General features: G+C 38.2%; 9 protein-coding genes, 1 tRNA gene and 5 pseudogenes. 4 read left to right on the top strand and 11 right to left on the bottom strand.

The genetic code is table 11. From position 1 onward, the window contains the following. The 6 genes and pseudogenes from ACFILT_RS09260 to ACFILT_RS09235 all read right to left on the bottom strand — a co-directional run. Positions 1-872, bottom strand: a pseudogene (locus ACFILT_RS09260) (phage tail sheath subtilisin-like domain-containing protein); the annotation flags it as partial. An 86-nt stretch (positions 873-958) separates the two neighbouring features. Next, a complete protein-coding gene (locus ACFILT_RS09255; protein WP_375607418.1) occupies positions 959-1,168 on the bottom strand; it encodes a 2-hydroxymuconate tautomerase family protein in 210 nt (69 codons plus the stop codon). Positions 1,169-1,182: 14 nt separating this feature from the next. Then, positions 1,183-2,454, bottom strand: a complete 1,272-nt coding sequence (locus ACFILT_RS09250; protein ID WP_375679967.1) for a hypothetical protein — start codon at positions 2,452-2,454, stop codon at positions 1,183-1,185. 58 nt (positions 2,455-2,512) lie between these two features. Next, positions 2,513-4,249, bottom strand: coding sequence for an FAD/NAD(P)-binding protein (locus tag ACFILT_RS09245; protein ID WP_375679966.1), 1,737 nt, complete (start codon positions 4,247-4,249; stop codon positions 2,513-2,515). Between the two features lie 219 nt (positions 4,250-4,468). After that, a pseudogene (locus tag ACFILT_RS09240) lies at positions 4,469-5,526 on the bottom strand (YbfB/YjiJ family MFS transporter). 381 nt (positions 5,527-5,907) lie between these two features. Next, positions 5,908-6,155 (bottom strand): annotated as a pseudogene (locus tag ACFILT_RS09235) (baseplate assembly protein); the annotation flags it as partial. A 333-nt stretch (positions 6,156-6,488) separates the two neighbouring features. Between ACFILT_RS09235 and ACFILT_RS09230 the strand changes: the two are divergent. Together ACFILT_RS09230 and ACFILT_RS09225 are read left to right on the top strand one after the other, a co-directional pair. Continuing rightward, positions 6,489-7,553: pseudogene (locus ACFILT_RS09230) on the top strand (HesA/MoeB/ThiF family protein). After that, positions 7,550-8,770 carry an MFS transporter gene (locus ACFILT_RS09225; protein ID WP_375679965.1) on the top strand — a complete coding sequence of 407 codons (1,221 nt, stop codon included), beginning with the start codon at positions 7,550-7,552 and terminating at the stop codon, positions 8,768-8,770. Before ACFILT_RS09230 ends, ACFILT_RS09225 begins: the two are co-directional and overlap by 4 nt. A 602-nt stretch (positions 8,771-9,372) precedes the next feature. Here ACFILT_RS09225 and ACFILT_RS09220 read toward each other — a convergent pair. Then, positions 9,373-9,463 (bottom strand) — tRNA-Ser (locus ACFILT_RS09220). A gap of 316 nt (positions 9,464-9,779) precedes the next feature. Between ACFILT_RS09220 and ACFILT_RS09215 the strand changes: the two genes are divergently transcribed. Beyond that, positions 9,780-10,976 carry a porin gene (locus ACFILT_RS09215; RefSeq protein WP_375678647.1) on the top strand — a complete coding sequence of 399 codons (1,197 nt, stop codon included), beginning with the start codon at positions 9,780-9,782 and terminating at the stop codon, positions 10,974-10,976. A 1,245-nt stretch (positions 10,977-12,221) separates the two neighbouring features. Here ACFILT_RS09215 and ACFILT_RS09210 read toward each other — a convergent pair. From ACFILT_RS09210 to ACFILT_RS09195, 4 genes are all read right to left on the bottom strand, one after another. Beyond that, positions 12,222-12,986, bottom strand: coding sequence for an N-acetylmuramoyl-L-alanine amidase (locus tag ACFILT_RS09210; protein WP_375678651.1), 765 nt, complete (start codon positions 12,984-12,986; stop codon positions 12,222-12,224). 845 nt (positions 12,987-13,831) lie between these two features. After that, positions 13,832-16,006, bottom strand: coding sequence for an isocitrate/isopropylmalate family dehydrogenase (locus ACFILT_RS09205; RefSeq protein WP_375679964.1), 2,175 nt, complete (start codon positions 16,004-16,006; stop codon positions 13,832-13,834). Continuing rightward, positions 16,003-16,734, bottom strand: a complete 732-nt coding sequence (locus ACFILT_RS09200) for an alpha/beta fold hydrolase (RefSeq protein ID WP_375678649.1) — start codon at positions 16,732-16,734, stop codon at positions 16,003-16,005. The genes ACFILT_RS09205 and ACFILT_RS09200 overlap by 4 nt, the downstream gene beginning before the upstream one ends. Before the next feature lie 261 nt (positions 16,735-16,995). Beyond that, positions 16,996-18,192, bottom strand: coding sequence for a multidrug effflux MFS transporter (locus ACFILT_RS09195; protein ID WP_375678650.1), 1,197 nt, complete (start codon positions 18,190-18,192; stop codon positions 16,996-16,998). 985 nt (positions 18,193-19,177) lie between these two features. Between ACFILT_RS09195 and ACFILT_RS09190 the strand changes: the two are divergent. Beyond that, positions 19,178-19,567 (top strand): annotated as a pseudogene (locus ACFILT_RS09190) (DUF3792 domain-containing protein); the annotation flags it as partial.

The following is a 19,567-nucleotide window of genomic DNA, read 5'->3' as shown; positions in this document are numbered from 1 at the left end:
AGGGCGGAAACTGTTAATGATCGTTTTTTCCAAGGCTGCACGGGTGCGCACCACATTGACAAAGCGCCACAATGGGTCACTAGAGGTGGTATGATTTCCCCATAAAATGCGTCCATTGGCAGCTATTTGCCCATGGTTATTTTGGCTAAGGCGTGCCGGTATAAAGGTAGCAATATCGGCTTGATTGAGACGATTTGCTTCATGATCAATTTCGCCATCAAAATAGCTAATCGGGCGTGCCGTGCCTAAAATACCTTTGACATCTTGGTTTGAAGGTGACCAAAAAACACCCCCCTTTGCTTGTCCCGTTTGATAAACATGGCTGCTGCAAAAGGACTTGCGGGTTTAACACTAACACCACCCTCACTATTTGCCACCCGTACAAAGGGATCAATCAAATAACAAAAGCGTGAGGAAAAATCTGCACGAGTGGCAAGGCTTTCTTCCGCATTTTTACCACCCGTATCAAAAACGGCAATGGCTTGCAACTTTTCTGCCACTTGTTCTAAAGCATCTGCCACGGGGTTTTTGCCATTATCAATCCGCCCTGCACTATAAGCCGGTGCTAAGAGAATTCCAGGTTCCACACCTAAATGCCCTCTAGCGTGTTTTAGCGCATGCACACCGGTTAAAGCCGTATTTGATCCCACCATTTCGGCTTGTGTCTCAGCAATGGTTGACTTTTCTTCTACCCGCACAAGAATAATTTGTGCCTCAATCCCCTGCGCGCACACGGCTTTAATCACATCAAGAGCTGTGCCTCTTGCCCCAAGCTTTTGGATTTTTTCTGTCTCATGGCTAAAAATAAGGACAGGCTCGTCGAGGGGAAAAACTTGGTTGTCAGCATCAGGGGCTGCAACAACCGCCCCAATGGCGGTTTGATTAAATGTTGCTAAAGGACGGGATTTTTTACATTGACTAACCCTATTGACCTTAAATTATTGTCAAATACACAGAGTTATTCTTTATTTTGAGCTTTTCTTAATTCTGTAATGGGGACACCACCAATACCCCAATTGTCTGTCTCCACTTCATCAATCACGACAACAGTCGTTTTCGGATTTTTATTCAGAATATTAACTAATAATTGAGTTGCCCCTTCTATTAGTTGCCGTTTCTGTTCAGAGGTAACCCCTTCATTAGTAATTTTAATATTTATGTAAGGCATAAGATCTCCATAATTTACAAATATTGAATAAAAAAGCTCAAATAAATGAACGCAAAAAGATTAAATATTAATACATAATAACTATGCATTTTAAAGCTCGTATCCACCGGTGAAATATGCAGGCTACTGGAAGCAAAAATAGCATTTATTGATACAGGAGAAAGGAGTTGAGCTGCAATAAAGAAGCAAATCCAAACCAAATAATCCGTAACCCCATAAGCCATCGATGACCCTAGTAAAGGAAATGCCAAACTAAATAGCACCATAGGGTGAATTCCTACTACACTGAAAATTGGCAACACAAAGAGAATACAGGCATAGCGCTGCCAAACAGAAAGTGATGCCAATGAGTGACTAAACGTCATCGGCAACAAAGGAATAAGCAAATCACAAGTAGATATTAGCAGACTACAACCTAGCAACAACATAATTTCACTGGATATACTGCGTATCACTGCCACTAAAGGAGTCAAAAAATCAATACTGCGTGAACTCCCACGCTCAATGACGTATAGAATGCTCGCCGTCAATGCAATGCTTTCTAGTGCATTCAACCTGATAACTGTCAACGCAACGATAAATGTTAGCCAGAAAAATATCAAAAAAATCCAAATTCTTACTCTCTCTCCTTCTTTATTTGCCCTCCTCTCATCGCAAATAATCGGGTTAGCTAGCGGTACAACAGGAGAAAGGCACAACAACAACAGACTAAATAGAAAAAGTGGTATCCCCAAAGCAGCGGATGTGAATATTGGTGTTCTAGGCATAGCAGCGAAAACTGTTGCTGCACCGATGCTGGTCGGCATCAGTACCATCGTGATGCTCATCATTCGCATCACAATAGCGGCCAAATGGCGAGAGGGAAAAACACTTTTCTTCAAGGCATCAATCATTAGGGGGATAACCCCCAAACTCATCGGCCAAGCTAGAAACGCAGTCAGTATCGCAATGGAAAGGGTAAGTGAACCCTTTCCATAGCGCATCAACCGTTCAGAGAGAAATTCTGAAATACGCCATATATTCATCATATGGCGCAACAATCCCATGGCGAGTAATAGCCAAAAGACATCAGTAAAACGCACAAGTACAGTACGAACATCAGGCAAGTGCCAACGCCATATCAGCACTAAAGTACAAGCCAACAGGATGAACATACCACTGCGTGCATTACCCTTCAACCACCAGTATGGTATCGTCAAAAGCAAATAACCGAAAACAGTCACTCCAGCCAATGGAATAAGAAACCAAGTTCTTATTGAGATAGACATAAGAAAAATGAATAGCATCAGCATCGCCATTGTAGCGGATACGGAGGACATGCGTATCAGGAAGCTTTTTACATCATCAATGTACATTAATTGTTGAATCTTTGACTGAGTAGCGATTAAGAAGCTGCTCGTACATGTCAGTGACACAGCGCCCTGCATCCCGCAGTGCACGAGAATTAACTAAAGGCCTAGGCAAAATATATGTATAAAAATTGGGCTCCTCTACTGGATTACCGACCACCCATAATGCATTTTGTATTTGCCCTTTAGTGTCTATAGGATGCTGCCGACGGTCAATATCAATACCACCAGGATGATATCCTTGGTTGATAAATGGTCGAATGATGCCCTGACCAGGCAAATTCTGGATAAAAGGGGACTCATCACGCAACGGAGAAAAACGATCAATCTTGGCCTTGATCAGCACATCTCCATCAACTGAACTGTTTTCATCTTGAAAAACAGACTGAATTTCGAAACGGTTGGTACTAGCATTGAGAACAAGTTTAGGTGAAGGTCCGCCAGCCAAAGTCACGATACCAGCCTCCATCAGAGCCTTCAACTCTTGGTTTCGCTGCATCGGTGGGCCGACAGAAATACGGTTAAAGTTTGGATTAAAATATTCAATAAAATACTTGTGAGATGAAGACGTTAACCCGCAAAAATCAATTGCTGAACGTAAGATATCACGGACATCTCGTAGCACATCTGTAGCAGCTTTCACTGGGCCATCAACATTACCTGCAGCGGAAGAATGAAGATCGTCCTTCAAATGCTCCATGAAGAATCTTGTATAATCCTTCAAAGAGGCAAATATTTTATTTCGATGAGGATACAGCAACGCTTGAATACACTGCTCGTCTTTGGAAGTAACAACATAAGTTTCAGGGTCTAGCCAGTGCCCCAGCTGCGTACTTCGATAGACATAACACATTTCTTTAAGCAACAGAGGTAAAAGCTGCGTTTCGAAATCCAGCTTCGGAGAACCGTTAGCAATGCTGGATTGCTTACGTAGATGATGTATTGCATCGAGAATAAGGAATGATGGTATGTATTGCCCACTACCACCCTTTTGATTAATCCCGCGACTACTAAAAGGCAATGTTTGACGGGAGAATAGAGCTGTCGCAGGTTCTTTGCCGCTTGGCATGTAGCGCAATTGTCCAGCATTTTCAGTAAAAGTCCCACCGCGACCGTAAGTCAATTGCGACAAGACATCATAGCTAATTAATCCAATTCCCTGCACCAGCACACGAGACTGAGATTGTATAGAATCCAACTTTTCAATTGGATAAGGATTCGAATAATAGTTCAAAAGCGCATTTTTCATTTGATGACCAGCCACAAACTGTTGCAGATTTTCATCATGCGATGAATATATATTCATACCGTGACCCGTGGTCATATAAACAAAATCTACACTGTAACGACAGCCATCTTCCAAAAGAACATCCGTTTTATGATCTTGGTGGATATGGAGATTGATAACCTTTTGTCGGATCTCCTTAATACGAATACCGGAAGGTAAATCTTGCGTGAGCTCTTGGTAAGCCCAAGACAGGTATTCCCCTAACAAACGACGTGATAAATAATCATTTTCTTTGATTTCTCTCCCAACATCATGCTCTGTACGAGAAAAAACACCGTTAATATTACGATAACCTTGTTGACTAGCCCATTGATAAAAATTCGGCCCCTTACGAATAGGCCCTACCCCCTTAACTGTATCATCACCAAATAAAGTAATCTGGCAAGCGACAGTGTTAACCAATAAATGATCTGGCTGATGCACACTATGGGAACCAGTTCCCATCTCATTGGGATTAATCAATAATGTTTCCAGAAAATGGATAATGGGAATAAAGTGTGAGCAAGCGTTCGAGAATACTGATCCCACGAGGACCAACGCCCAAAATAGCGACTGTAGAGTGAAGCATTCTGTAATCTCTCCTATTAGAATAATTTGACTTTCACAAAATGTTTCAAAAAGAATGGAATAAATTCTCTCGACTTTTTAGTGAATATTGCGGATTTATGAAACGTCAACGACCTTCTTACAAAGACAATATTGACAGATTCCAGCAGCGGCAAAAAGCGCTACAGCACCACAGATAACGGAAAGCGCAATGGCATATGAACCAGACTGTAAAAAACTCGTCAAGAGAGGTCCTAATATTTGGCCAAAACCGTAAGTTAAGGTAGCCAAGCCTAGCAGATTTATACCATACGGCGCATATAAACGCTTAGCTAACGGCATAACTAAAGAAGTCGTCCCCATAAAAGTAAATCCAAACCCTATACAACTGAGAACGATCAGTACAAGAGACTGGCTGAATAATGTCAGTAATACGCATCCTCCTTGGATAAGCAAATTGAGCATCAGACAACGTAATACCCCCACCGATGGGCTCCCCATAACCAAATGAAACAACTAGGAACAATAGCTATTCCAACAAACGACCATAAGTGGTTAGCGAGTAGTGGGAAATTAAATGTTTTCGCCATCAGAGGAAGATATGTCGCGACAATAATATAACCAAACCCAGCGAGCCCATAAATCAGAGCGAGTTCCCACCAAACGATATTTTCGTGTGCCAATGACTCATTACCAGAAAATTGAGACGCATCAACACGACGTGGAAATAAAATAAACAACAAGAGCAACAATACAACAGATATAAAACCAGCTCCAAACCAAATATTTTTCGCGTTCAGCGATTTACTCAAACCAATAATAACATACTCATTACCCAGTAGAATACCAACTCCCACACCTGCATAAAGCGAAGCAATAACCCACAACTTGTGACTATACTGCATAACCGTAATAGAACCAAAAATCATCATTGCCGCACTCGCGATACCGGCAGCAAAGCGGATAAAGAAGACCAAGTAAAAGTTTGTTGTTAATACCATGGCAAAAATAAGTGCACTCGTCACTATAGCTGCACCAAATAGCATGTAGGGAGCACGGGATATATTCCCAACTCTGCAAAACGAAAAAAACATACTCCCAACTAAATAACCGCCATAATTAGCGCTAGCTATATAAGAAAGTTGCTTAAAGGTAAACAATCCTTCATCCAACATAACTGGAAATACCGGCGTATAGAAAAATCGCCCAATTCCCATCCCCAAAATCATAATAATCATACCGAATACAGCGATTTTGAAATAACTCAAATCTTGACGATTATTTTTTCCCCCCATTACTCTTAATCCCTTAACTGATAGCTCCCTCATCTGCGTTCTATCTCATCGAGAGTAACACTTATCTCAGAGAATAAAAGCCAATCTAGCCATTTGTTTGAACAACCAGAGCAACATATTGAGCGATTATTGTCAACATTACTGGATCAGTTATATGCATTTCATCGTTTTAAACCCTGTTCCATGTATGATCTTCTCCCTACAAAGCTTCTTTTTCAGAAAAATAATGGCTGAAATTAAGCAGCAATAACAACGAGGAAATCAATAAGCACGCCCCCGTTCAAACAAGACAATATCCCCTAAAGCTCTGCTTCATCAGGTATGACTAAAATACCCTCACAAGGTTGCGTTATGTTCACATGGTGAACACCCTCAACCATCAAGCGGCTTAGTATCCAACTTAAAGAGAGATCAAGGACAAGCTTTTGCGCACACGCCCATTCTTCTCTTAAACTCTGCTCTGCTCTTTCCAAGACAAAGGAGCCTTCATCCGATAACAACCAAAAATCAATGGTATTAAAGAGTATAAAGACTACTTTTAATATAGCTTTGTTTTTTATCAGCAACAGTAAAAAATTTGTTTTTTTATAAAAATTGAAATTTATTCATTTTTTATCGTATATTTTATGTAAAAATATCTACTTTACATCATAAAAGTGTATTTATAATAATAATATTTTTATTTAAAATCGTCCTACCATGTAAGTGGTGAATAATGAAAACATAAATAAAGGGGGGGGATCATGGATCATTCAGAATGTAATTAATGACTAAAGAAAATTCTTTTCCCTAGGAAATAATCCTAGGGAAAAGTTAGTTTGATCTATAAGTGGGGAGGAGAAATGAAACAACAATATATTTTAGGAAAATACACACGTGTTGTTGTTCGTGAAGAGGATGCTATTTTTGGTGCGGGTTCAAAGCAGTTTATTATCAATGATAAAAATTTTTGGGAGAACTTAGTGCTTATTGCAGCACAATGGATAAAAAGAAAGACAGTAGATGAAGTTTACAATTCACTATCATTAATCATGTTAAAAGAAAATTTTGACCGTGCGTTTGATTTTCTTGTTTCTAACCATTTTCTTGTCAAAGCTGAAACATCAGACAATATCCTCAATAATCGCTATTCCAGAAGTCATCTCCATTATCAAAGCTATGGTACGCATCCAATCTCCGTTCAGCATATCCTTTTGCAAAAAAGTGTTGTCATTTTAGGGTGTGGTGGGATTGGTAGTCATGTATCAGCAATGCTTGCATCCTCTGGCGTTGGAAAATTGACTCTTGTTGACAATGATGTGATCGAGATAACCAACCTTACCAGACAAATTCTTTTTACTGAAGAAGATATCGGTCTTCCGAAAACAACAGTTCTTAAACGTGAGCTGATGCGGAGAAATAGCCAAATTGAAGTTCATGAATTACAAATGTTGATTACTGAAAAAGAGGATATCAACAAATTACCCAAAGCTGATTTATGGATCATTTCTGCTGATTCACCTGTTCAGCTAGGCCTATGAATCAATGAATGGTGTGTAAAAAACAAACAAGCCTATATAAATTCCGGTTATGTTAATGATATAGCTGTCTTTGGTCCATTTTACATACCTGGGAAAACTGGTTGTTACGCATGTAGCTCGTCTATAGGTAATCTTCCGGCAAAAAGCGACCATCTTATTTATGAAGCTTGTGTTATGATTAATAATAACTTCAAAGTTGCTACATTTCCCCCTGTTAATGCGCTTTCAGCTGCCATGTGTGCTAATGATGCTCTTAAATTTTTGGGTGGTTATGGAAACCTTCTTTCCACTGATCGCCGTGTGGGGATATGGAGCAGCCAACTTTTCACAGAAGAGCGTTCTCTAAAGAAAAATCCTCACTGTAAGGTTTGTGGAACAACACAATGAACAGACCTCGCACCCTCGCTCTCACCTATGGATCCTATAATGCTGTCCGCATGCTCATTGGTGTTTACCATGCTATTTTTTTAATGTCCATGGGAGTGAGTCTGGCGCAATTAGCTCTGCTTCAGGTTGTCTTTTCCACCACCATCCTGCTGCTTGATTTTCCCTGCGCTGTTTTATCTGACAGATATCGGCGTAAATATTCCGTTATGGCTGGGGTCTTTATGACAGGAGTATTTTATCTTCTATGCCTTCAAGCTCCTAATATGACAGCACTTATTATTGCGCAAATTCTCTATGCAGCGGGCATTTGCATCATTGTCAGCGCCATTGACGGATGGATTTACCATTCTCTAGGCGATAAACAGGATCACTTTTCGCATTATGCTCATCTCTACCACCAGGTTAACTCTTTCGGAAGTATTCTCAGTGGGATTATAGGAATTGGAACGATCTATTACTCTGGACAATATTTTATGGGATATATCATCTCATGCCTCATGATGGGATTTATTTTTTTGATATTCCTTATTGTTCCTGAAGAAAAGAAAACGACAATTGAAACGTCCAAAACAAAAACAATCTTGCACAATGCCAAGGAAACGCTCTGGATATTTCAAAATACAGTAGGAGGAGCATGGTTTATTTTCCTCATGTGCCTTTTTAGCGCTGGTATTCAGATTATTTATCATTTCTGGCAACCAATAATACTTTTAGGGGGAAAAATTCATCACCTCAACGGTTCGCAAATGCTCGTCTTGATGTGCTGCCATATTGGAGCCTTTTCAGCACAATATTTTTCAAATTTACTGATGTCTAAGTATCATGTTCTTGATAAAAAATATAAGAATTCTATAAAATATTTTTCCTTCTTTTCTGCGCTGATGTGCATAGCGCTCTATTTTTCAGTTCATAGCCATCAAACGGCTGCATCAGTCATCGCCTTCTCTTTAATCCATGGATTTATTTGCACTGTACCGATCGGTGCAAAAAGCTTATTTTTCTCAGAACTTAACCAAAAACAAACGCAGCATATTTCCGGTGTTGTTGGTGCTGTCTCTTTTAGCGGAAGAATATTTTCAATTACAGTATTGAGTATTATTTCTTTTCTTCCTGCAAAAGTTTCTCCATCTTACTACCTAATATTACCGACCATTACTTTTTTCATGTGTGGTTTGGTTGTCATGAGATGGATGAAACACTCTCAAAAGTCTCTATGAGAGGAAAATTTTAAAATTATCACCCACAATGTTTTCTTCTAAAAGAAATCTATAACTTTTTTGAGAGCATTGCCACATCCAACTTTCAATATACAATGCCAATATAAAGCAACACGTTGATTTATAATGATAATATACCAAACGCGAATATTGTAAGATTCTTTCTTTTCAAATCTGCTTTATGGTTGAAACAATCAAAATCATTTGCTTGCACATCATAAGTGGAGAAAGCCGTATAAATAAAAACGATTTAGAAAGGAAAAATGCCTTTTATGAACTCTCATAGTCAAAATCTATAACAACAGGAAGGCAGATATATAAGCAGATATATAATATGCCTCTTTGCATCTTCATAAGTATACAAATGGTGTGGCTTGATAAGGCCTTATATGTCTCACAGAAACTTTTGTGTTTTATACCATTTACGAGGTGGCGTCGCAAAATGGGCTTATACACATTGCAAAGATATCTCTTTAAAACAAGCGCATAAATCGGCAACACAAGTATATTTGTGTTTAGAACATGCTTTTTATATGAGAGGCATAATCCCAACGGGATAAACAGAATTCCGATACACAGTCAACTGCTTTTATAACAATAGATGGCGGAGAGGAAGAGATTCGAACTCTCGAGAGCCTTTTGAGCCCTACTCCCTTAGCAGGGGAGCGCCTTCGACCACTCGGCCACCTCTCCAACAGAGAGGCATAAATGGTATCAACAGAAAGTTCAAGACATTTTCGATTTTTTTCCCAAATATCTGAAATTTTTTTCCTTTATTGATCCCATAAGGAGCAAAAGTTAATAAAACAAAAATTGTGTCTTTTTTACCACAGCATCTCGAATAGTACATGTATATATTACAAAAAGGTAATTTCATATTTGAAACTCTAAAAAGATTAGTTATAGCTAAGATAACAAGTGCTGCGTATTTTACTTATGTCTTTGTCCTTAATGCGTTAGGCAAATGGTACTCTTTAGAAGAAATTTAACCGGACCTCGGAGATCCCATATGAATATTAAATCCCTCTTTTTAAGCTCTACAGCAGCTTTTTTAGCAATTTCTGGAGCACATGCTGCTTCAACAGTTATCGCCGAACCCGAACCTGTAGAATATATTCGCGTTTGTGATGCCTATGGAAAAGGATATTTTTATATCCCTGGAACAGAAACCTGCATGCGTTTATCAGGAAATGTTCGTACTGATTTTATAGGCGGTGATAATATCGATGCAACAACCGAAACTGAACTAAGAGACAAAAGAAAAACCTATGGCGCAGCATCACGGCTCACCCTTGTTTTTCAAGCAGCTTCTGAAACAGAAATGGGAACACTTCGTTCATATGCAAGAATTTATTCAAACTGGGGTGATGGTAGAGACAACGCTGCTGCAAAGCTTGCCGCGGCTTACATTGAACTGGGTGGTTTTCGCGTAGGTCTTGATGACACAATTTTCAACAGCTGGACTGGTGATTATGGAAATGTTCTCAATGATGACAGCATAGCGCCTGCCGGCACAACACGCACCAATTTTATTTCCTACACCTTTAGTGGTGATTCCGGCTTTTCTGCTATTATCGGCGCTGAATTAGGCAATAATGCAGATTCTCTTACAGGAATAACAGGATACTACATTGATAAAGATGATAAGCTTGTTTCTATCACTGAGGGCACTCTTCCAAGTAAAGCAATTAAAAATTACACCCCGAATGTGGTTTTGGGTATAAAGTTCATGCAAAAATGGGGTGGTTTTTCAGCAGTTGCAGCATATGATGCTTACTACAAAAAGTGGGCTGGAAAAGTACGTGCAGATTTCAATGTTAACGATCGTTTCAATCTATGGGTAATGGCTGGCTATAAAAATGGACTTGATTACTACACAGTAAATACAAAAAATGAATTATCACGAAAAAGCACAACAATTTATGCAAACTGGGGTGGTAAATGGGCTGCTTGGGCGGGTGCCACTTACAAGCTTACTCCAAAAGCAAATTTGAATGCTCAAGTTTCTTATAGTGCTGTAAAAACCTTTGCAACTTCTGTAAATATTACATACACGCTGGTTCCAGGATTTGTGATTACACCTGAATTAACCTATGTTTCTTGGAACGATGATCGCGTTGTGACGGATAAAAATAATGATGAAAAACATTTATTCAATAAGAAAAGTGCTTTTCAAGGTATGATCCGTTTACAGCGTTCATTCTAATCCTATTTAAGCTACAGCTTTTAAAAACTGGCAACATGGTTTGCCAGTTTTTATTTTTGAAATCAAATATCATGAATATCTTTTCCTGATACGTATTGTCTTGTCTCTCGGAAAAAACCGACTTAGTTTCATAAAACTACTCTTAAGATTAACCTGATATGCTTGATAAGAGCACCTCACACGGGCTTTTACACATCACTTCAAACACAATCTCTTCCTTGCCCTTTAAAGCATGAATAACCCCCATTGCTTTATGCCTAAATTGATTTTTCTTGGTAATTTATACCTAACCTTTGCAATTTAGGTCATGAACTTCTCTGGTCAATTCTATACTGAACAGATAAAATATTGAAAAAACAAGACATCATTGTGTTTTTGATATGCCTGAATGTGTCTTCTATCAACACTCTAAAACACAATGTTTTATAACACTGCTTCATTAAAAAACTTAATCATCAAGAAACATGTTGTCAAAACGATGCAAACATCCCCTAAAGCAATAAAAGAGAAAAAAGATATATCTTCAAAAAAATGAATTGACCTCTTCCCCTTCTAAAGAATAGCCCCCTATCAGTAGCAATCTGTAAATGCCCCTATTTTCTTGAATCTGCATCACTTTGATTTATAATGATCAATTTATAATTTTGCATGTTTCAATCAACCAAAACCATTCACTTGTACACGACGAGTGGAGAGAGCCGTGTGAATAAAAACGAGTAAAGAAAACCCTTTTATGTATCGTTTTAAGTTCCAAGGGTTGTAGTAACATTGAGATCTAACAAAGTGTACGATAGTGCTAGGTACTTTTATTAAGCATCAAAATGAGGATACACTTCATAGAGGATTTTAGATTATATTTTCTATGAACGTCGCTGTAAAATATATGTTGTGATACACACTAAAAGACATTTCTTTAAAACAAGCATGAAATATACAATACAAGTCCATTTTATTTGAGGCGTTTCATCCTGCGTAAGGCACATGTCATCATATACGCAACATCTTGGCTTTATGCGTTTTTAAAGGAAGAAAAATATAAGACAAAGAAACAATAAAATTTAATCTCTGCAAATCATAGAGCTTTCAGAGTTATGTTTCCATAAAACGCCTTATACCGTATAGAGGATTTTTTACACGATTAATGCCCTTTTTACATAAAGCCAATTGGCAAAAAGCAGCCTTTCCTGATAATAAAAAGGCTTACACGTAATCATAAGCCATATTTTCAATTAAAACGCATTGAATTCACGGAAAATACTTATCAACCAATGCATAAAGAATTGCTGCTGTTTCAACATCTAGAATCCCATCATAATTTTCTTGACGAAAATGAAGTTGAAATGCTCGGATCAAATCTTTGTATCCTGTTTGGGTACACGCAGCAGAAATGTCATATCCATAACATTTTAGCTTCGCCAAAACATCTTCTTTGGGTGGCAAATTCTTAGAGAATTGCTCTTGATAATGACTTTTTAGTTCATCATCATACCATGCTCCTATACCTGCGCTATAAAGTTCTCTCCATGGAAAAGCTGCTCCTGGATCACTTTTTCTTCCAATGGCAATATCACTATGTCCCACCACATCAGTTGGCATAATATCGGGATACCGTTGAAGAATATTCAAGGCAAGTTCCTTAACAGCATCAATTTGTATTGGATTATAAGGAGGAAACATACCCCTCCCATCATGATAAGTCGCTAAATTAACGATTTCAATCCCGATAGATGCATCATTGAGATGACTATGCCCAGCCCATGAACTCACACCCGCATGCCATGCACGCTCATTTTCATCAACCAGATTAAAAATACGCATATCCTTAAAGCCTGCCTCACGATATGTCTGCTCTGAAGGATCAGGAACAAGATAGTGTGCACTAACCTTTTCTCCTGTAAGCGCCATAATCGAGGCTTTAAAATCAATAGCCGTATAATGCATAACGAGAAAATGAACGCGACGACTAAAACTCTTGACAGAACGATAACTGTTGTAATCAATCTGATACATAAAAGCCCTTTCTTTTTTGCTTAAAAAACCACTGCGCATCACAACAGATAGAATACGAACTGTTAAAAAATGCAATAAACTTCCCATCTAGGTACTAAGAATTACGACTAAAATTTGTTCATCAAAAATATTGACACTCTTATCAACAATTAAGACCACATTTTTATTTTTCTCCCACACACGCATAAAATGTTTTTAACCACATTAAATATTTTCCCCAAAAAAATTCCTACAAATTACCAATCAAAAAGAAAACAAAAGCGTAAAAAGATCACTCCTTAAATCTTCACATCTTACAGAAAAAATAGTTCTTCCTGTTATCAAATTGAAAAATATCGCCCCTCGTAAGTGAACACCCAACGATCATGCAATCACACAAAAACTTAAAGGAAAAATTTTATGAGCTCTTTACAGCAATTTATTATCAGATAACAGAACGGCACATGTTCGCAATAAACTCTTCACGGACATATTGTTCAATAAAATTTGCAAAGCTTTCCTGTAAATGACACGACTTCTTGTCTTTTCACACCATCGCTTTTTGATTTACAAAGAATCTCAATTATCTACAACGCTTGCGGCACACGAAGTCTCTGGATTCCTTGTCATCAGCTCCATGAAAGATAACATCTTGATTTATAATCATAATTAATCATTATAAATATTGAATATAGCGAGCCTAATATCGTAAAGTTTTTCTTAATCTTGAATCAATCAAAGTCATTTAATGACACATCAAAAGAAAAATTACCCTATAGACAAAAACCACTGAAGAAAAGGATCAAAATACTTCCTATAATAGAACGTTCAATAATTTAGGCAATATTTTACATCCCCATAGAGGTTCATTTTTTCTTCTCCGTTTTCAAATATCTTTTTAAGACAGCCCAAGCTGCATATTCTTGTAAGACGACACCTAAAAGTGGTCGCGTATAGGGAAAAGTAATATAATCCTCACCATAACCTTTCATCCGTATAGTTATGGTAGCATGTCCAAGGCTTTCTGCTTGATTTTCTAATGTCTCCAAAGAAGGCTCTAGGCTCACTTCAACCTCAAGCAGTGGAATATCTTGTTTACCTTTTTCTATGGGCTGAAAATATTCTAAAAGCCGCGGATCATTGGCAGACCAATGAACCTCAACGTGCATTGCTAATTGTTTACAAGCAGTAGTAACTTCTGCCCCAACCAAATGGGAGTGAAAATGATTTTCAAATTCTTCCACGAAATGTTGTTCCAAGGGCGCTTCTGATTGAGCAACCAGTTGCACCAAAACATAGGGGCTCTTCCATAAAAAATGCCGTTCAAAGGGTTCATTTTCAAGATGATCATCAACCCACTGCGCAATGGTACTTTCATCAATTCCAATCAAAGTCCATGCATACTCCGCACGCGATACAGAAAAATATTTCTTCTCGTTGTGTTCTAAATAATTCTCTAAAAGCGCAAGAGCCTGTGATGGTGGACCAGGCAAAACAACAAGCGTACTTCCATCGCAAGAGAGATAAAACCCTGGTGCTGTGCCTGTAGGATTATCAAGCACAGTTGCTGTCTCAGGAAACAATGCTTGACGTGCATTACTCTTATCCGCCGTAATCCCTAATCGTTGTAATTGACCTTTTATTGTTTGCCAAACATCTTCATGATGTACCAAAGGCTGCTTTACAGCTTGAGCAACTCCATCGCGTGTTTTATCATCTGATGTTGGTCCCAATCCCCCACTGATAATGATAAGATCTTCTTGTCCAAGACAAGAAACAACAGTCTCACTGATTTGCTGTAATTGATCAGCACAAACAAAATGACGTGTGACTTGAATATTTCTCTTGTTCAAGCTTTGGCTTAAATCTTGTAAATTCGTATTCAAATATTGTCCTGAAAGGAGTTCATCACCAACGGTAATAATCGCCGCACGACACACAAAGACAGGCTTCACAAGAGAATTGCGAACAGCTTCAGCCATTTGACGGGTAGAGGCTATACCTCCAAGATCATAGGTAACGGTTTTTCCAGCACGAATAACCTGATCAACACTCTCAGACAGTTGTTTTGCTGCATCTTTAAAGCCTAAATGCTCTAAGAGTAAAGCCGTGGTATAAAGCATCGCAGAAGGATTGGCTTTATTTTGTCCAACAATACGTGGTGCGCTTCCATGAACAGGTTCAAAATAAGCAATCTCGCTCCCCACATTCACATGAGATGCAAGCCCCAATCCCCCCATTACCCCAGAGCCAAGATCAGAGAGAATATTGCCAAACATATTTTCAGCAACAATCACACCAAACCGCTCTGGCTTGGTTGCAATCCACAAAGCAACCGCATCAACATTATGAATATCTGCTTCAATTTCCGGATAGTTTTGCGCAATCTTCTCAAAAATTTCCTGAGCAAACTGTCCACTTTCTCGCATAACATTGGGCTTATCAGCAAAAGTAACTCGCCTAAAGCTATATTTCCTTGCATAAGAAAAAGCGTATTCAAATAACCGCTCTAAACCAAAGCGTGTCTGCAAACGGACTGTCCACGCAGCTTCCTCAAGCCCATATTTTGTCAAATTTGGATGTTTTAGCCAAACGGCTGTTTCAGGAGAAATACCCCGAAAATCTAATCCAGCATAAAGGCCTTCACTATTTTCTCTGATAACACAAAAATGAAAAGGACGTTGGGGACCAAAGATGTATCTTACAGGACGTATATTCGCAAACAAACCTAACTTTTGGCGAAGTTGAAGTACGGGAGAAACATAGGCAAGTTTTTTCTCTTTTAAATGCGGAGCAAGTTCTTTTAAAGCCGCTTCTTTTCCTTTACTGGTCACAGCACCAAGTAAAATAGCATCACTCTGAGTAATTTTTTGCCAAGTCGCTTGAGGGATAGGATCTCCTTCCTGTTTCCAACATTCAAAACCAATATCACCATAAGTCAATTCAATCGGCAATTGGAATTGCTCTAAAACCATCAGCGCAGCATCACAAACCTCTGGTCCTATCCCATCACCAGGTAATACAAGAACTTTCTTTTTCATAGTCCCTCCATCCACTCATCAATGACTGCATCCGTCATAGTAGGATTATCCTCCCACAAACGCGTACCAGCACCAGAGATAATCTTATATTCATGGTTCAGATTATGACTTTTTGTCTGATTATCTACCGTTGCAAGTTGCGACTTTTCTCCCACTAAAGCTAAAAACTTCCCCTTATACTTAACTATTTCATCTCTAGCATCTATTTCTAATAAGAGTTTAAACCCTCTTGTCATGCGTTCAATTGCCACGCTTTTTTGTTTATCAGGAATCTCCAATAAGGCTCTTTTTTTCATAATGCCAGAAGGATGCATAAAACCATTGAGTATTTCCAAAGCCTCTGATAAATTATTATTTTCTAAGGAGGCAAGAATATCTCCAAGGCGCCGTTGCAAAACCTTATCTGGATAGCCAGGTGCATTCACAGCAAGCACAGCTTGAACATTGGGAAGCTGTACTGCCAATATTTGTACCAATGTTCCAGCCATAGAAAATCCCATAAGCACTGCGGGCTCTTTAAAATAGCTTTTAAGTTTTTCTTCTATAAAAGATAAAATGTCTACAGCAGAATGATTGAGAACATGAGAACTCTTAGGAAAAAGAGAAAGCGTATCCAGCAGAGTGACAGGGAATCCTTTTGATAAGCATAGCTTTGTCAATGGAGAACAAAAAACACCACCATCCCAAATTGGCATTACAGGAGAAAGAATAATAATAGGAAGGCTCATTGATCAATTCCTCCCCTTATTTTTAAACATGCATTAGAGCCAGAAATTTTCCCACCCAATATAATGAAAATATGTTGAAACTCTAGGCTCATATTCTCCCCCCATAATAATCGATTTGTTAAACTCAAACTAAGCTTGTAACAAATTTTAAACCCACTCAATCCAGCAACTTAATAAAAAAAATTCATCTAATGTACAGGTGCCCCATTTGTGTAAAACATCAAAAGCATTTCCGCATAATGCTTTCTTTTTATCATTTACTCAGCTTATTTCTGAAGTCATAAAATGACGCGCTTTTTGAATATAAATGATAAAACCAATCATACAACACACAGCTAATAAAGCTGCCATAGCCCGTGGGCTATGACCAGAGATTTTTCCGATAACCGCTGCACTGAGTGCCGCACTTCCTAATTGCAAAGAGCCCATAACACCAGAAGCCGCTCCCGCAGCTTTCGGATGCGATGAAATAGCCAACGCTGTTCCTAACGGCAATAAAAAACCATTGCCAAAAGTAAGAACAGCAATAGCCATAAAACTTGTCACAAGGGGCCATGGGCTTAGATACATTTGCAAAGCAAACAGCACACCGCCTATCACAAAAATAATGTACCCTCTGCCCACAGTTTTTTCCATAGACTCGCGTTCAAAAAACCATCGCGCCAAAAGATTTCCCAAAATATAGGGAAACGAGACACCAATATAGCTATAACTAATGTGTATCGGCGATAACCCCAAAGTCGTGAGTAAAAAAGGCGACTCCACAATATAAGCAAAATAGGCAGCGTAAGAAAAACACGGAATAAGTGCATAAAAAATAAATTGTTTATTTCTGAAAACGCCTAAATATGCCTGCATCAATCCTACAGGAGAAAAATGCTGCCGTTTTTGAGGGGGTAGAGTTTCGCTTAGCACAAAACAACATAGCAAAATGGTCAAAAATATAAAAAAGCTTAAAAAGATAAAAGTTGCCTGCCAATGAAAAGCTTGTATCAAAAGTCCACCAATGAAAGGTGCAAGCGCTGGCGACATTCCAATAAAAGGGAAAACAATCAAATAAAGTTTTCCAGCCGCTTTTTTATCCAACAAATCATTGATAATTGCACGACTTAAGACAAGTCCCGCACAAGCACCAAGACCTTGCAAAAAACGTAACACAAGAAAAGCGTGAATATGAACCGTATAAATCACACCAAGTGTCGTAAATAACCACAAGAATAAGCCCAATAGAAGTGTTTTTTTACGCCCAAAATTATCACTCAGCGGCCCATAAATGAGCTGTCCAAGTGCCAATGCCAACAAAAAAACCGCCACTGCACTTTGAATTTGAGATTGTGTCACTTGATAATATTGACGCATATCGCCCAGTGCTGGTAAAAAAATATCGGTAGAAATCAATCCTCCCGTCGATAAACATACGATAAGTATAATGAATGGTAATGTATATTTATGAGTCATAAAGAAAATCACACTTTTTAGGTAGTTATTAAATAGTATTTAATTAAATATAATTATATTTTATGCTTATATATGCAAATAATAATTATTAAAAGTGTTATTATTTTACTTTATAAAAATATTATTTTTCTTATAGAAAGCATTTTATTTTACAAACTTCACGAGCTAAAAAGTTATTCCCTAACTAAGCTCTCCTATACAAATACTTTGCCGTAATCTTCCGCTGCTTTTTTCATTGATATTATAAGCAAAAGCATAATCTCTCTCCACGGCAACAGTCCCACTTTCTATACAATATCCATCAAAGTTGATCGACAAAACGCAAAGCAGAAAAACAATCTCTAACGTCTCTACCCCAAAGTCACTATGGTATAAACACGGCGCATAACACAACAATAGCTTGAAGCCCCTATCAACACAAATAATTGTGTAAAAAATCTTGATCTATCCCCTATACCATAAAATATAATGCTTTCTCTGCAAACCAACTCACAACCAAATATATCTTACTCATTTCATAAAACTCTTCATCTAAGATAAATATCAAAAAATTATCGTGTAACATATTAACAAATATGATGTCATAACAATTCAATAAGCTTTTTATTTAACTTAATCCATGATCTTTTATAACACTATGAATTGAACATTACTGATATTTATTTTTATCTTCAAATGCGCCTTCTAATCTCATTTTATAAATATTCTTCCCATAAAAACAGTAACACTTTTATAAAAATAAGCAGATATACCCCCTACTTTATAAGCTAGAAACCAATAAACGATAGTATCCAGTTTTTTTAAATTATTCTCTCTCATGAGAAATTCGATGATAATATGATAATAGTATACGGATAGCCCGCTTTTTTTCAGACATAAGTGAGGTCTTTTGGATTGTATAGCCACATTTTACTTCTCATAACAAACATTTGTTTAAAGTANGCAAAAAGGCATTGTATCTCCAGCATATTCAAGGAGATAAAACATGGAAACTCGCATTCCTGAAAACACACCATTTGAGACGAATTTTCTAGGAGAAACATCTCTAGAAGAAAAGTATTCACTCTTTCACACACCCATTTCATGGTCCGCAATCTTTGCGGGACTGGTGACGGCTCTTGCCACCTCAATCTGCCTCTCTTTTCTGGTCGCAGCTTTAGGTTTAAGCCAAATGGATTTCACTTCTTCATCCCCATTTGAAGGCTCTTTCCTCTCCTTTGGCGTGGGTTCCGTTATCGTTACACTGATTAGCCTAGCCTTGGGAGGCTTTGTAGCTGGACGTTTTGCTGAATCATCAGGGATTCTTCATGGCTTTCTCACTTGGGCTCTCATAACATTGCTGATGACCCTCCAAGCCATCCACGTGGTTTCTAGT

This window comes from Bartonella sp. AP7XZML (genome assembly GCF_042195745.1).
Classification (GTDB): domain Bacteria; phylum Pseudomonadota; class Alphaproteobacteria; order Rhizobiales; family Rhizobiaceae; genus Bartonella.
Note: the sequence above shows the minus strand (reverse complement) of the source record. Positions and strands in the feature narration are given on the sequence as shown.

What these genes read in the sequence shown, in the direction of transcription:
- ACFILT_RS09255 (WP_375607418.1), bottom strand. Translation starts at nt 1,168, where the DNA reads ATGCCTTACATAAATATTAAAATTACTAATGAAGGGGTTACCTCTGAA.
- ACFILT_RS09250 (WP_375679967.1), bottom strand. Translation starts at nt 2,454, where the DNA reads ATGCTATTCATTTTTCTTATGTCTATCTCAATAAGAACTTGGTTTCTT.
- ACFILT_RS09245 (WP_375679966.1), bottom strand. Translation starts at nt 4,249, where the DNA reads ATGGGAACTGGTTCCCATAGTGTGCATCAGCCAGATCATTTATTGGTT.
- ACFILT_RS09225 (WP_375679965.1), top strand. Translation starts at nt 7,550, where the DNA reads ATGAACAGACCTCGCACCCTCGCTCTCACCTATGGATCCTATAATGCT.
- ACFILT_RS09215 (WP_375678647.1), top strand. Translation starts at nt 9,780, where the DNA reads ATGAATATTAAATCCCTCTTTTTAAGCTCTACAGCAGCTTTTTTAGCA.
- ACFILT_RS09210 (WP_375678651.1), bottom strand. Translation starts at nt 12,986, where the DNA reads ATGTATCAGATTGATTACAACAGTTATCGTTCTGTCAAGAGTTTTAGT.
- ACFILT_RS09205 (WP_375679964.1), bottom strand. Translation starts at nt 16,006, where the DNA reads ATGAAAAAGAAAGTTCTTGTATTACCTGGTGATGGGATAGGACCAGAG.
- ACFILT_RS09200 (WP_375678649.1), bottom strand. Translation starts at nt 16,734, where the DNA reads ATGAGCCTTCCTATTATTATTCTTTCTCCTGTAATGCCAATTTGGGAT.
- ACFILT_RS09195 (WP_375678650.1), bottom strand. Translation starts at nt 18,192, where the DNA reads ATGACTCATAAATATACATTACCATTCATTATACTTATCGTATGTTTA.